At 58.6% G+C, this 14,772-nt stretch carries 12 protein-coding genes; 7 read left to right on the forward strand and 5 right to left on the reverse strand.

Translation table 11 applies throughout. The features are described 5' to 3' along the window. Positions 1-185 precede the first annotated feature (185 nt). The 4 genes from adk to R3F64_RS07305 all read left to right on the forward strand — a co-directional run bounded on the left by adk (position 186) and on the right by R3F64_RS07305 (position 3,498). Positions 186-839, forward strand: a complete 654-nt coding sequence (gene adk / locus R3F64_RS07290) for an adenylate kinase (protein WP_085917092.1) — start codon at positions 186-188, stop codon at positions 837-839. Positions 840-953: 114 nt separating this feature from the next. Next, the gene (gene tsaB / locus R3F64_RS07295; RefSeq protein WP_264823631.1) at positions 954-1,652 is read left to right on the forward strand and encodes a tRNA (adenosine(37)-N6)-threonylcarbamoyltransferase complex dimerization subunit type 1 TsaB; all 699 of its coding nucleotides are present in this window, start codon (positions 954-956) and stop codon (positions 1,650-1,652) included. Continuing rightward, complete coding sequence (locus R3F64_RS07300) at positions 1,649-2,356, forward strand: class I SAM-dependent methyltransferase (RefSeq protein WP_085917094.1); 708 nt, start codon at positions 1,649-1,651, stop codon at positions 2,354-2,356. Before tsaB ends, R3F64_RS07300 begins: the two co-directional genes overlap by 4 nt. 20 nt (positions 2,357-2,376) lie before the next feature. Further along, entirely contained in the window at positions 2,377-3,498 is a 1,122-nt protein-coding gene (locus R3F64_RS07305; protein WP_332610668.1) for a phospholipase D-like domain-containing protein, read from the forward strand. A gap of 1 nt (position 3,499) precedes the next feature. Here the strand turns inward: R3F64_RS07305 and R3F64_RS07310 are convergent, their stop codons facing one another. Continuing rightward, the gene (locus tag R3F64_RS07310; RefSeq protein WP_176243601.1) at positions 3,500-4,162 is read right to left on the reverse strand and encodes a YecA/YgfB family protein; all 663 of its coding nucleotides are present in this window, start codon (positions 4,160-4,162) and stop codon (positions 3,500-3,502) included. Between the two features lie 69 nt (positions 4,163-4,231). Between R3F64_RS07310 and R3F64_RS07315 the strand changes: the two genes are divergently transcribed. The 3 genes from R3F64_RS07315 (at position 4,232) to R3F64_RS07325 (ending at position 7,828) form a co-directional block, all read left to right on the forward strand. Then, positions 4,232-4,771 carry a SprT family zinc-dependent metalloprotease gene (locus R3F64_RS07315; protein ID WP_085917278.1) on the forward strand — a complete coding sequence of 180 codons (540 nt, stop codon included), beginning with the start codon at positions 4,232-4,234 and terminating at the stop codon, positions 4,769-4,771. A gap of 181 nt (positions 4,772-4,952) precedes the next feature. Further along, the gene (acs, locus tag R3F64_RS07320) at positions 4,953-6,902 is read left to right on the forward strand and encodes an acetate--CoA ligase (RefSeq protein WP_268901924.1); all 1,950 of its coding nucleotides are present in this window, start codon (positions 4,953-4,955) and stop codon (positions 6,900-6,902) included. A gap of 263 nt (positions 6,903-7,165) precedes the next feature. After that, positions 7,166-7,828 carry a LuxR C-terminal-related transcriptional regulator gene (locus tag R3F64_RS07325; protein WP_066318388.1) on the forward strand — a complete coding sequence of 221 codons (663 nt, stop codon included), beginning with the start codon at positions 7,166-7,168 and terminating at the stop codon, positions 7,826-7,828. A gap of 93 nt (positions 7,829-7,921) precedes the next feature. Here the strand turns inward: R3F64_RS07325 and R3F64_RS07330 are convergent, their stop codons facing one another. The 4 genes from R3F64_RS07330 to R3F64_RS07345 all read right to left on the reverse strand — a co-directional run bounded on the left by R3F64_RS07330 (position 7,922) and on the right by R3F64_RS07345 (position 14,654). Further along, entirely contained in the window at positions 7,922-11,863 is a 3,942-nt protein-coding gene (locus tag R3F64_RS07330; protein WP_085917099.1) for a hybrid sensor histidine kinase/response regulator, read from the reverse strand. A 106-nt stretch (positions 11,864-11,969) separates the two neighbouring features. After that, complete coding sequence (locus R3F64_RS07335) at positions 11,970-12,485, reverse strand: hypothetical protein (RefSeq protein WP_085917100.1); 516 nt, start codon at positions 12,483-12,485, stop codon at positions 11,970-11,972. Positions 12,486-12,590: 105 nt separating this feature from the next. After that, a complete protein-coding gene (locus R3F64_RS07340) occupies positions 12,591-14,387 on the reverse strand; it encodes a sodium:solute symporter family protein (RefSeq protein ID WP_085917101.1) in 1,797 nt (598 codons plus the stop codon). A 6-nt stretch (positions 14,388-14,393) separates the two neighbouring features. Beyond that, positions 14,394-14,654 (reverse strand): DUF4212 domain-containing protein, encoded by a 261-nt coding sequence (locus R3F64_RS07345; RefSeq protein WP_066318397.1) that lies wholly within the window; start codon positions 14,652-14,654, stop codon positions 14,394-14,396. Positions 14,655-14,772 lie beyond the last annotated feature (118 nt).

Here is a 14,772-nt window from a genome sequence, read left to right on the forward strand (position 1 = left end):
TGGGCCTCCTTTGTTTGAACACAAGGGCGACCAAAGTACAGGTTGGGCGTCACTTGGCTGATTTTATTTAAAAAAATGCCTTCACAACCATGCTTTCAGGCTTTTGGGTAGTTGTGTCGCCTTAGAGGCACGGTTATTGTCGGCTGATTGATTTATTGCATTTCTATTATTCAAGGAGCAGAGCCATGCGTTTAATCCTGTTGGGTGCCCCCGGTGCGGGGAAGGGGACTCAAGCTCAGTTCATCTGTGAGCGTTATAAAATTCCCCAGATTTCCACCGGCGACATGTTACGCGCGGCGATCAAGGATGGCAGTGAGCTGGGCCTCAAGGTCAAAGAGATCATGAACAGCGGTGGCCTGGTGTCCGACGATATCATTATCGACTTGGTCAAAGAGCGCATCAACCAGCCCGACTGCGAAAATGGCTTTCTGTTCGACGGCTTCCCACGCACCATTCCCCAGGCGGATGCCATGAAAGAAGGCGGCGTCAAGCTTGACCACGTGCTGGAAATTGCCGTTCCCGATGAGGAAATTGTTAACCGCCTGGCGGGGCGGCGCGTTCACCCTGAGTCTGGGCGGGTCTATCATGTGGAGCACAATCCTCCCAAAGAGCCGGGCAAGGATGACGTGACCGGCGAGGCGCTGATTCAGCGCGAGGACGACCAGGAGTCTACTGTACGTAATCGGCTGGCGGTTTATCATGATCAAACGGCACCGCTGGTCGATTATTACCAGCAGTGGGCTAAGGAAGACCCCGAGGCGGCACCGCAATACCACCGCGTTGAAGGGGTTGGAAGCGTGGATGATATTACGCGTCAGGTCACCGAAGCGCTGAGTTAGGGCGCCCCAGGCAAGCACGAGCCAATACGTGATGGCCCGCCAAGTGCGGGTCATCGTCGTATGCGCAAGGCAAAGGTATAATGCCTCTCTACTTCTCACGAGTGCTGAATCGCTATGTCGCTATATCTTCTCGCCCTCGATGCCTCTTCAAGTGCCTGCTCCGCTGCCTTGCTGCGTCAGGACGCCGACCACAGCGAGTGTGTTGCGCGCTTTGAAATGACACCGCGTGCGCATACCCGGCGGCTGTTGCCGATGGTCGATGAGGTGTTGGGCGACGCCCAGGTTACCTCAAGCCAGCTGGATGCGATTGCCTACGGTCGCGGCCCCGGTTCGTTTACCGGGCTGCGTATCGCAGCGGGGGCAGCGCAAGGCCTGGCATTTGGGCTGGATCGACCGTTGCTGGGTATCTCCACGCTCGAAGCGCTGGCACTCCAGGCCCACCGACGCTATCACTTGCGCCATGTTGTCACCGCGCTGGATGCCCGTATGGGAGAAGTTTATGTGGCGACGTGGCACTGTTTGCACGACAGCTTGCGCCTTCAAAGTGCCGAGGCGGTCATGGCGCCTGATGCGGTAACTCTGCCTGACGAAGAACCCGATTGGGTCGGTATCGGTTCCGGTTTTACACGTTGGGAGCAGTTCAGCGCACCCTTGCAGGCGGCGATGACGCAGCACCTGACCGACCTGGAGCCGCGTGCTGAGGAAATGGCCTGGCTGGCCGCCCGGGACTTCGCGGTTGGTCTGGGGCAGCCAGCCCACGCCGTGCAGCCGGTCTATCTGCGCAACCAGGTGGCGTGGAAAAAGCCCGCATGACACTGCCCGATGTCGGTGAACTGCCCGCCGGGTTAATGCTTGCCTACCGTGATGGGCAACTGGTATTGACCGGCGATGAGCGGCAGTTCGGCAAACCTCTCAGTGTTGATTTTGTGGCGGGCCGGGCTGCTCATCGGCGTCAATTTGGCGGCGGACGTGGTCAGTTGGTGGCCAAGGCCTGTGGTCTGAACAAGGGTTGCGACCCATACGTGGTTGATGCCACGGCCGGTCTGGGCCGCGATGCCTTTGTGCTGGCAAGCCTGGGGGCGTCGGTGTTGATGATCGAGCGCGTCCCGGCGATTGCCGCCCTGCTTGCCGATGGTTTGGCCCGTGCAGCCAACTCGGTCGACACCGCGCCCATTGCCGCACGTATGACGTTGCGCCATGGGGATGCCGCTGGGGCATTGGCCGCGCTGGTGGCTGACGCTGACTTTAATCCCGAGGTTGTCCATTTGGACCCCATGTTTCCCCACCGTGAAAAATCCGCATTGGTCAAAAAAGAGATGCGCCTGTTTCGCGAGCTGGCGGGCGATGATGATGATGCGCCTCGCCTGCTGGAAGCGGCTTTGGATGTGGCCACTCACCGTGTGGTGGTCAAGCGACCACGCAAGGCGCCGCCGATTGACGGACCTTCACCCCAGCACACGCTGGAAGGCAAAACCAGTCGCTACGATATGTATGTCCATCGCGCCCTGACGCGCTAATGAGGACCAAGGAGGGGGGAATGTCGCCGATCTGGTGCGAAGGCAACCGCTTTACCCTGCTTCCTGAAGCGTCGCGGTTTCTACCTGCAATGCTCGAGGCTATTCATCATGCCCAGCATTATGTGCTGGTAGAGCTCTATCTGATGGAGTCAGGCAGGTTGGCAGACCGGGTTAGCGAGGCGCTCGTCCAGGCGGTCAATCGTGGGGTAACGGTGTGTCTGCTGCTGGATGGGTTTGGCTCGATGGGCTTGTCGAGCCAGGACCGACGTCGCTTGGTCAACGCGGGCATCCAACTGCGCATTTTTAACCCGCTCGGCTTTCACTCCCTGGCACGCAACTTGAGTCGCGACCATCGAAAGATCGTGGTGGTCGATGGAGAACTGGCGTTCACCGGCGGCTTTGGCGCGGTCGATGAGTTTCTCGATGCCTGGTACGAAATTGCGGTGCGGGTTGAAGGTCGGGTGGTGGCGGACTGGGAAGGCCTGTTCAGACGTTTGTGGCGGTCACGGCTGACGCGCCCCGATAAGTCGCAGGCGCGCAGCCAGCCGCTGCCCGTTCAGCGCAAACCGCCTTATCTTGCCGACGGCGTGCGTGGGCGAGTCATGTCGGCGAGGGGCTATCGCTACCAGGCCATTCGTCATTCGCTGCATCAACGGGTAGGGCAGGCGACGCAACAACTGTGGCTGTGTACGCCCTATTTCGTGCCCACGTTTCCCTTGCGCCGACGGCTGGTGCGCGCCGCCAGGCGCGGTGTCGATGTTCGACTGCTATTGCCAGGGGCCCAGCACGATCACCCCGGCGTGCGCTATGCCGGGCAGCGCTTTTATCAGGCGATGCTCAAGGCCGGGGTGCGTATCTATGAGTTCCAGCCGACATTTATCCACGCTAAATTCGTGCTGGCCGACGAGTGGGTCAGTATCGGGTCGTGCAATTTCGACCATTGGAATCTGCACTGGAACCTCGAAGCGAACCAGGAGGTGGAGGATCCAGGCCTTGCTCAACAAGTGCGCGAGCTTTTCGAGGGCCACTTCGCCGCCAGCGAGGAGGTGGACGCTGCCGCCTGGGCGGCGCGGCCCTGGAAGCAGCGCGCCAAGGAATGGGTCTATGGACTGCTGGATGCCCTGGTGACCCGGCTCAAGTGACTTATCGCCGCTGTTTGCCCTTGGCGGGCGTTTTACGGCGCGGCTTGGGCTTGGTGGTTTCTGGTGGCACGCGGTAGTGTAGGTAAAGGTCGAGCACCAGCTCCGGTAACTGGGTCACCAGGGCTTCCTGGCGCTCGAGGTCGCCAGCCATGTCGGCCATATCGGGCTCGTCGTCAAACAGCCCCGACAGCAGCATGAAAGGCAGCAGCAGGGTGGCCGCGGTTTCTTCGTCATCCCGGAACCAGGCACTCTCATCGCAGAACACGCCTTCCATGAACCCGGCGCACCAATCACCGATGGGCGTCTCTTCGGCGGGCATACCGGCAAGGGTCAGTTCGAAAGGCAGTTCAGGCAAGCCGCCCTGCTCGAGAACCGCCATGGCATTATCGCGTAGCAGCGTGAGCAGGTGGATAATATCGTCGCGCTGCGCTTCGTCGACGTAGCGGGGTTCGCCATGGAACAGCTCGGCGATCCATTGGGTAGGCGGCACTTCGCTGGGGCCCACGGCCAGTGCGACCAGAAATCCATGCGCCGAAATCAAATCCAGAGCATCTTCATCGACCCGGTCCGACGCGAGAAAGTCGTCCAGTCTATCGAGTTGTTCATCGTCAAGCAGCGGCTGTGGCGGAGTCGCCTCTTCGGGCGAATGGGGACGCGCTGGCATAAGGAGCCTCATCAATGAGCAGCGGAAACAAACAGTCAAAATGACACAATGACGGCTAGTTTATCACTAATGACGACCACGCCACTCCCCCCCTGGCCCGATGCAACGCTTGCGGCCCTGACGACAGACGCATTGCACCAGGCTGCCCGCGAGCGCGTCGAGCATGCTTGGCAGCGCTGCCGCGAGGTCTATCCAGAACTCCCGTGTCCTGGGGTATGGTTTGACCTGCGCGGTGCTTCTGCCGGGCAGGCGCACCTTGGCCGCGGCGGATTAAGGTTCAACCCGGTGCTGCTGGATGAAAACCGCTGCGCGTTTTTTGACGAGGTTATCCCTCATGAAATGGCCCACTGGCTGGTGTTTCACCTCGCCGATGGAACCCGCTTGAAGCCCCATGGGCGCGAGTGGAAAACCGTGATGCAAGACCTGTTTGGATTGCCGCCCAAGGTAACGCATCGCTTCAATGTGGCGCGTGCGCAACCGGCCCCTTATCGCTACCGGTGCGGTTGCCGAGATTACCAGTTGACGCCACGGCGTCATGCTTTGGTCGTAAAAGGTCGTCGCTATCGATGTCGTCATTGTGCTGAGACCTTGGTCTACTGTGCTGGATGACGTCCTGATTGTTTGCTATAAGTTATTGTAATTAATGCTAAAAACGTTAATACCAATGTCTAAAGGGAAGGCCGGGCCGAGAGGTTTATGCTAGGGTGACATTATGTGGTGCCGGTAACGTAAAAAATAATATCGGCTACATTCCTTCAGAGAGTGCATTTCCACGGACAGAGGCAATTTCATGAGCGAACAGCAGAACGTCTATCCGGTGCGCGAGGATATCGCCGCCAACGCGTGGGCTGACGAAGCCACCTACCAGGCTATGTACCAGCAGTCGGTAGACGATCCGGAAGGCTTTTGGGCTGAGCAGGCCAAGCGGCTTGACTGGATCAAGGCGCCGACCAAGATCAAGAGCACTTCCTTCGCGCGTGACAATGTCGATATTCGCTGGTTTGAAGATGGCCAGCTCAACGTTGCCGCCAACTGCCTGGACAGACACCTAGAAAAACGTGGTGATCAGACCGCGATCATCTGGGAAGGCGACGATCCCAATGATTCCAAACACATCAGCTATCGTGAGCTTTACGAACGCACCAATCAGCTGGCCAACGGCCTGAAGGAATTGGGGGTCGGTAAAGGCGACACGGTCACCCTGTATATGCCGATGATTCCCGAAGCCGCCATGGCAATGCTGGCCTGTGCGCGTATCGGTGCGGTGCATTCGGTCGTCTTTGGCGGCTTCTCGCCCGACGCCGTGGCCCAGCGGGTTATCGGGGCTGATTCCAAGCTGGTGATTACCGCCGATGAGTCGGTGCGCGGTGGCAAGCAGGTACCGCTGAAAGACAACGTCGACGCCGCCCTGACCCGGGAAGGCACCGACGTCTGCCAGAACGTGCTGGTGGTCAAGCGCACCGGCGGCGAGATTGAATGGAAAGAAGGTCGCGACCTGTGGTTTAGCGACCTGGTCGACAAGCAGTCAACCGAATGCAAGCCCGAAGCGATGGGCGCGGAAGACCCGCTGTTCATTCTTTATACCTCGGGTTCCACCGGCGCACCCAAAGGGCTCAAGCACACCACCGGCGGGTACCTGACCTTTGCGGCGATGACCCACCAGTACGTCTTCGACTATCAGGACGGCGAAGTCTATTGGTGCACCGCCGATGTGGGCTGGGTTACCGGGCACAGCTATATCGTCTATGGCCCGCTGGCCAACGGCGCCACCACGCTGATGTTTGAAGGCGTGCCCAGCTACCCGACCCATGGCCGTATGGGCGACATCGTCGACAAGCATAACGTCAATATTCTGTACACCGCACCGACCGCGGTGCGTGCCTTGATGGCCCACGGCGACAATGTCATGGACTCAAGCAAACGCGATTCGCTGCGCCTGCTCGGTTCGGTGGGTGAGCCCATCAATCCTGAAGCCTGGGAATGGTTCTACCGGGTCATCGGTAACGAAAAATGCCCGATTGTGGACACCTGGTGGCAAACCGAAACCGGCGGTATCATGATCTCGCCACTTCCCGGTGCGACGCCGCTCAAGCCGGGGTCGGCGACCAAGCCGTTCTTTGGCGTACAGCCCGCGCTGGTGGATAACGAGGGCAACCTGCTCGAAGGCGCCACCGAAGGCAATCTGGTCATCCTGGATGCCTGGCCCGGTCAGGCGCGGTCAATCTGGGGCGACCATGATCGCTTCGTGCAGACCTATTTCTCCACCTACGACAACATGTACTTTACCGGTGACGGCTGTCGTCGTGATGAAGACGGGTATTACTGGATCACCGGCCGGGTTGACGACGTCCTTAACGTTTCGGGCCACCGCATGGGGACTGCCGAGATCGAATCGTCGCTGGTAGCTCATTCCGCCGTTGCCGAAGCTGCGGTGGTCGGCTTCCCTCATGATATCAAGGGTCAGGGTATCTATATTTACGTGACCCTGAACGATGAGATTGACCCGACAGAGGAGCTTAAAAAAGAGTTGACCCAGTGGGTGCGCAAGGATATCGGCCCCATTGCCTCACCGGACGTCATCCAGTGGGCGCCGGGCCTCCCTAAAACCCGCTCGGGCAAGATCATGCGCCGTATCCTGCGCAAGATTGCCGCCAATGAATGCGACGGTTTGGGGGATACCAGTACGCTGGCCGATCCTTCGGTAGTGGATGAATTGATCGAACATCGCGCAAATCAATAGCCCGTTCACTTGGCCCCGTTGTTGCCGCGATGGGGCAGGTGATAAAGAACAGGCTGAGTGTTGGCCTGCTTCCCAAGGGCCATGACGATCAGTGCCGGCCATCGTGCCGGCACTGCTTTGTTCAGCGCGATGAAGAATCCATTACAAATTGTGCATATGACGCTTGGGCATGGCGAAGCCCATGGGGTACCATGCTTTAACCGTATGAGCCTAGCGTCGCGGCAGCAGCAAACCCCGCTGCTTGAGGAACCGGAGGAATATCCATGGCAGTAGCCCACAAGTTTATCGTCGCAGACGACCATCCGCTGTTTCGTGCAGCACTCACCCAGGCGTTGCGCCAACTGGCCCCGCAGGCAGAAATCGTGGAAGCCGATACCATGGAGGCGACAACGGAGGTGGTCAACCGACACCCGGATGCTGACCTCATTCTGCTGGATTTGCACATGCCGGGCGCCCACGGTTTTTCGGGGCTTATCCAACTACGTGGGCAAATGCCTGATATCCCGGTGGCCGTGGTCTCCGGCAGCGACGAGCCCTACGTCGTGCGCCGTGCCATCGATTATGGCGCATCAGGCTTTATTCCCAAGTCCTCGTCGCTGCAGTTGATCGCTGAAGCAGTCAGCGAGATTTTGCAGGGCGAGGTGTGGCTACCCGAGGCATTGGCTGGCGTTCTGGAAGAAACCAGCGAAGAAGAATCGCGCTTTGCCGAAGCGATTGCCTCGCTGACCCCGCAGCAGTTCCGAGTACTCAACATGCTCACCGAAGGGTTGCTGAACAAGCAGATCGCCTACGAGCTCAATGTGTCAGAGGCGACCATCAAGGCGCATGTGACAGCTATTCTGCGCAAGCTGGGCGTACACTCGCGCACGCAAGCCGTGATTGCAGCGCAGAAGCTGGAAGTCGAGCCGCCCAAGGTCGAGTCATAACGACACTTGGGGTAACCCTTCTCCGTTCGCCTTATTCGACGCCGCGCTGTTTGTATAACGAGCGCGGCGTCGTCGTTTAAGTTCTTGCAACGGTCACGGTTTGGCCCGGCTGGCCTGAAGTGTGCGGGTCAGTAGTGCACGCAGGGCTGCCGGTTTAACGGGCTTGAGCAGCAACTGATACCCGGCGCGCTTGACCTCCTCGGCCACGGCTTCGGTGCGGTCAGCGGTAATCACGATGCCGGGGACGGCGCTGGTCAGGCGCTCGCTGAGGGCTTCCAGGGCCATCAGGCCGGTGACCTCGTTGTCCAGATGGTAGTCGGCCAGGATGGCATCCGGGTCGCCGTCCATGTTGCGCAGGATCGATTTGGCGCCACCGATACTGGTGGCGGTGAACACCTCGCACCCCCAGCCGCTGAGCATGGCGGTCATGCCCTCGAGAATCAGCGTTTCGTTGTCGATACATACGATGCGGGTACCCGCCAGTTTGTTACCCGTGCGACGCGGTCCCTGATCCTGGTCGACAACGCGGGTTTCGCTGGCTTCAACGCGCGGAACGCTGACCGAGAAGGCAGTGCCGGTGTCTTCCCATGAGCGGACCTTGATCGGATGATCGAGCACACGACTCATGCGATCGGCGATGGAAAGCCCAAGCCCAAGGCCTTTTTCACTTTCTTTGTGCCGTGACACCTGGTCCAGGCGACGAAACTCCTGGAAAATCTCGCTCAGCTTCGAGTCGGGAATGCCTGGACCGCTGTCCCAGACTTCAATCACCAGTCGCTCGCCCTGACGGCGACAGCCGAGCAAGACACGGCCTTCCTGGGTATAGCGAATCGCGTTGGACAGGAAGTTTTGCACAATACGTCGCAGCATCTGCGGATCCGAGTCGACCCATTGCTGGGTAGGTACCACGACCAGGTCCAGCCCTCGCTCATCGGCCATCACTTCAAACTCGGCGCGCAACGGTCGAAAAATGTCGGCCAGCGCAAAGTGACTGCGGCGCGGTGTCAGAGCCCCGGCGTCAAGCTTGGAGATATCCAGGAGTGTGCTGAGGAGTTCTTCCGCCGCTTGAAGTGAATTATCGATATGGCCAATGGTGCGCTGGGTATCCGGCACGCTGACGTTTTGCATCAGCGCCGAGGTGAACAGGCGCGCGGCATTCAGCGGCTGGAGCAGATCGTGACTGGCCGCGGCCAGGAAGCGTGTCTTCGAGGCGTTGGCATCCTCGGCCAGCTGCTTTGCCTGGCGTAGCGCCTGCTCGGCTTCGGCACGTACGCGGTTTTCCTGTCGCAGCGCCGCATTGGCCTCGGAAAGCGCCTGGGTGCGTTCGCGGACACGCTCTTCCAGGGTTTCGTTGGTTTCCTTGAGCGCGATTTCCGCCTGACGGCGTTCGGTAATGTCCTGGTAAAGGGCGAAAAAGCCCAGGATGGACTGGCTGTCACCGAAGTGCGGGGTATAGGTCACCAGCATGTGGCGCATGGAGTCGCTCATCTGCATGGCGACTTCAAAGCTGACTCGTTCACCGCCCAGGGTAAGGGCCACCCAGGGGGCTCTTTCCTGGGCCTGGCGTGTGGGCAGCACGTCTTCGTAGCGTTTGCCGATCACGGCATTACGATCAATACCAAAGGCCTGTTCATAAGCACGGTTGGTGAACAGGTAACGTCCTTCTTTATCGAAATAGGCGATCAGGGCAGGAACGTTATCGGTGTAAATCCGGATATTGTTCTCGGATCGGATCAGCGCTTCCTCGATGCGTTTCTGCTGGGTGATATCCTGATAGGTATAGACGAAACCGCCGCCGGGCATCGGGTTGCCCTGGACTTCGAGCACACTGCCATCCTGGCGGTAGCGGACGTAGCGGTGGGGCTGACCGTCGCGGATGTTGTCGAGCAGCAGCTGGACGTGTTCCTCAGGGTCGCCGGGGCCGTATTCGCCGTTGTGGGCGTTATAGCGGAAAATGCGGTCCATCGGCGCACCTACACGGATGAGGTGATCAGGGAAACGAAACAGCTCGAGGTAGCGCTGATTCCATACCACCAGCCGCAGGTTCTGATCGACAACGCTGATGCCCTGGTTGATGTTCTCGATGGTGGCCTGCAACAGCGCGCGGTTGAATTCGAGCACCTGGGAGGCTTCATCGACAATCGAGATGACGTCGGAAATACCGATGCCGCGGCCTTGCAGCGCGGAGTTGACCACGATCCGCGCTGAAGACGCCCCAAGCACTGAGGCCAGGAAGCGCTCCGTGAACTGGATAACATCGATAGAGGCTCGAGTACTGTCATCCAGCGGTTTCCCCGTGCGTCGCGCGTAGTCTTCAAAAGCGCGGTCCACTTGGTCAGCACCCAGGAAACGTTCACAGAGCACCTTCAAGTCGCCCACCGTGGTCGCTCCGGTCCAGGGGCGGTTAATCGAGGTTTGGCGGGTTTCAACACTATCGACGAATAGCGACGCCTGAATACGCTCGACCACGCGCTGGGACGTGACCTGGGAGATGAAGATATAGCTGAACAGGTTAACCCCCAGGGAAAGCATCACCCCATGGGTGAAGCTGTCGCCCAGGTTCAGGCCAAACAGCGCCGTAGGCGACAGCCATGCAAGCCCCAGGGGCCCACCGTCAAGCCAGTCGGCCGGCAGCACATCAGCACTGATCATGGCGGGCATGAGCAGGCTGTAGACCCAAATGGCAAAGCCGGCATTCATGCCCACGATGACGCCCAGCCGGTTACCGCGCTTCCAGTACAGGCCGCCGATCAGCGCAGGGGCAAACTGGGCTGCCGCCGCAAAGGACAGCATGCCAATCGACGCCAACGATGTGAACTCGGCGATCATCTGATAGAAGCCGTAAGCCATCGCCAAGACGGCGACGATGGTCAGCCGCCGGGCACGCAGCACCAGCCGACCATAATCGCGGGCCTTGGTGTCGAACCAGCGCAACCGGAACAGTGCCGGAATCACGATCTCGTTGGAGATCATGATCGACACGGCGACGGCCGCAACGATGACCATACCCGTGGCGGCAGAAAAGCCACCGATGAACGTCAGCAGGGTGAGCCACTCATGGCCGGAGGCCATGGACAGCGCCAGCACATAGGTGTCGGGCTCAACCGATGAGCCGGAAAACATCATCAAGCCGGCGGCGGCCAGCGGCACGACAAAAAACGCGATCACGATCAGGTAAAGCGGAAACAGCCAGCGTGCTTTTGTCGCATCATCGGAATGGGTGTTTTCAACCACTGCAACGTGAAACTGACGGGGTAGGCAGAGTATTGCCAGCATCGCCAGCAGTGTCTGAGCCCAGAAGCTTTGACCGAAATCCTGATTGGCCAGTTGGCGTTGAAGTTCCAGCTGGGTCTCCGCGTAGCCCATCAACTCGCCCAATCCGTCGAACATGCCCCAGGTGACAAACACGCCAAGTACCACGAAGGCGAGCAGTTTAACCATCGACTCGAAGGCGACAGCGTGGATCAGGCCTTCGTGGTGCTCGGTGGCGTCGGTATGTCGCGTCCCGAACAGAATGGCAAAAATTGCCATCACCACGGCGACATAAAAAGCGGTATCGCCAAACAGCGGCGTGTTGGTCATGTCGCCTTCGGCGGTCAGCACGCTGAAGGTCGTCGAGACGGCCTTTAATTGCAGCGCTATGTAGGGCAGTGTGCCGACCAGGGCGACAAGGCTGGCGAACGCCGCCAGCGATTGCGTTTTACCGTAGCGCGAGGCAATAAAATCGGCGATGGAGGTGACGTTCTGATGCTTGGCCACGCGAATCATTTTCGCAAGCACGGGCCAGAACAGTAAAAAGGTCAGTACGGGCCCCACGAAAATACTGGCAAACGACCATCCGGCGGTCGCTGCCTGGCCCACGGCCCCATAGAAGGTCCAGGAGGTGCAGTAAATCGCCAGTGCCAGGCTGTAGATAATGGGGCGACGGCGGCTTGATCCGACCATGCGAGCGCGGCGGTCGCCGTACCAGGCAATAGCGAATAGCACCGCGATATACACAAGTGATACCGCGACTAACAGTCCGCCATGAAACATAGCTGTCTCCCGCCTTATGCCTATCGTTCAAGCCATTGGAACCTACTCGTCAGGCGAACCATTCTAGGCGAAATAAGATTTGTCGTCAGGCGTGGGATAGGGATGACTATGCGTTATCGCATACATTGTTCAGTAGCGGGGAAGTATCGCGCAGCGTACGCATCCGATCGATTTGCGGCTCCCGGGTTTCCGGTTCGAGAGGAATCAGTTCACGGCTATCGCAATTGAGTACATACGGATGGTGGGTAATCACATCGGTGTAGTGGCGTTCGAACTGATAAAGAATAAATTGTGCCACTCGCGCATCGTCGCTGGTACCCAGTTGAATGTTCTCGCTGTCGACGACGCTGAATTTGGTCGTCACTGGAAAGATGAACGTCCACGGCCGCCAGACCTGTTGACTTGTATCGCTGGAAATCACCTCAGCGGTGTCGGGAAGCTGCTGCTGCTTATGCTCAAACCACGAATATTCCATATGGATCTGGTAGCTGATCATACCCAGCCCCCCGCAAACGGGCACAATCCATTTGGGTAATCGCTTACCGCTGAGCGTGCGCAGTAATAAGCCAACCCCTGCCGCTGCCAAGCCTGCAAATATGGCGGCAATCAGATGCCAAATCATAATACGTCCTTCTAAAAAGCCATCGGGCCTCCCGGAGGAAGCCCGATGGCGGGTCGATTCCACAGCCTGCGACCCTTGGGTCGGCAGGTAAGGGATGATTATGACTTAATGGTCAACGGCAACGCCAGCGCCTTTCGGGTAGCGAACGCTTTCGACCAGGTCCTGAATCTCCTGCGGAGGCTCGTTGGTCACCTTGCAGACCAGGAAGGCCACGGCGAAGTTGATCATTGCGCCGACCGCACCGAAGGACAGCGGCGAAATGCCGAACAGCCAGTTTTCCTGGGTGTTGGCCAGCATGTTGGTGTCGGGGATGAACAGCCAGCCCAGGTAGGTGAAGATGTACAGCAGGGTGCAGCCCAGACCAGCCAGCATACCGGCAACGGCGCCTGAGTTGTTCATCTTCTTGGAGAAGATACCCATCATCAACGCGGGGAACAGCGAGGCACCCGCGATACCGAAGGCCAGAGCCACTGTTTGCGCGGCAAACCCGGGTGGGTTAAGGCCAAGGTACGTTGCTACCAGGATGGCACCCGCCATGGAAATACGGGCGGCCAACATTTCACCTTTCTCGGTGATTTTGGGATTGATCATGGTCTTGATCAAATCGTGGCTGATGGCCGACGAGATCGCAAGCAGAAGACCGGCTGCCGTCGACAGCGCCGCGGCGATACCGCCTGCTGCAATCAAGCCAATGACCCAGCCGGGCAGGTTGGCAATTTCGGGGTTGGCGAGTACAAGAATATCGTTATTGACGGTCAGCTCGCTCCCTTCCCAGCCACGTGACTCAGCAATTTCGGCATATTCTTCATTGCTGTCGTTGTAGACCTGAATGCGACCATCATTGTTCTTGTCGTCAAAGTTGATGAGGCCGGTTTCTTCCCAGGTGCGGATCCAGCCAGGGCGATCCTCGTAGACAAGTGCCTGTTCCGCAGCGGCGTCATAGTCTTCTACTTGCCCTGCCATTTCCGGGTAGATCGTCGTGGCGAGGTTTAAGCGCGCCATGGAACCAACCGCCGGTGCGGTGAGGTAAAGTAGCGCGATGAACACCAACGCCCAGCCGGCTGACCAGCGTGCGTCAGCGACCTTCGGTACGGTGAAGAAGCGAATGATGACGTGGGGCAGGCCCGCGGTACCGACCATCAGCGACAGGGTAAACAGCACCATGTTGAGCTTGTTGTCGACGTCAGCCGTGTAGTCCCGGAAACCCAGTGCGTTCACTACGTCATCGAGTTTCTCCAGCAGCGGAAGACCCGATTCAGTATGCGTGCTGAACATGCCAAACATCGGGATGGGGTTGCCTGTCAGCTGCATGGCAATGAATACCGCCGGGATGGTATAGGCAATGATCAGGACGACATACTGCGCGACCTGGGTATAGGTGATGCCCTTCATGCCACCGAAAACGGCGTACAGGAATACGATCGCTGCCGCAATCCAGATGCCGGCGGTGTTGGGCACTTCGAGGAAGCGAGAGAACGCCACACCCGCACCGGTCATCTGACCGATAACGTAAGTCACCGAAGCCACGATCAAACAGATAACCGCTACCAGACGGGCCGTGTTGCTGTAGAAGCGGTCACCGATAAAGTCGGGAACGGTAAACTTGCCGAACTTACGCAGGTAGGGCGCAAGCAGCATGGCGAGAATGACGTAGCCGCCAGTCCAGCCCATCAGGAAGGTAGAGTTGGCGTAGCCACCAGAGGCCAGAAGACCCGCCATTGAAATGAAAGATGCCGCTGACATCCAGTCCGCGGCGGTTGCCATCCCGTTGGTGATCGGGTGGACGCCGCCGCCAGCGACATAGAAGTCTTTTGTCGATCCCGCACGTGCCCAGATCGCAATGCCTATATACAAGGCAAAGGAGGCACCTACGAAGAGCAGGTTGATTGCAAATTGGCTCATACCGGCTTACTCCCCTAGGCCAAATTTTTCGTCGAGCTTGTTCATTTTCCAGGCATAGAAAAAGATCAAGGCGATGAAGGTGAGAATTGACCCTTGCTGAGCAAACCAGAAGCCCAGGTCGGTCCCACCGACAGGGATTGAGGCCAGTAGCGGGCGAAAGAGAATAGCGCAGCCGTATGAGACGAATGCCCAGACAGCCAAGCATCCAATAATGGTACGGACGTTGGCTTTCCAGTATTCAGCAGCATTGGATTTGTCGTCTGCCATTGTGTTGCTCTCCACTAGTGTTTTTTAGGTTGGAAAGTTCACTCGGAATAGCGGTTGACCCACCAGGTCAATCGCACGTTTTAGATCCACTCGCTTTTTGTGATGTCATGAATCAGCT

Source organism: Halomonas sp. 5021 (assembly GCF_036663435.1).
Lineage (GTDB): Bacteria > Pseudomonadota > Gammaproteobacteria > Pseudomonadales > Halomonadaceae > Vreelandella > Vreelandella janggokensis.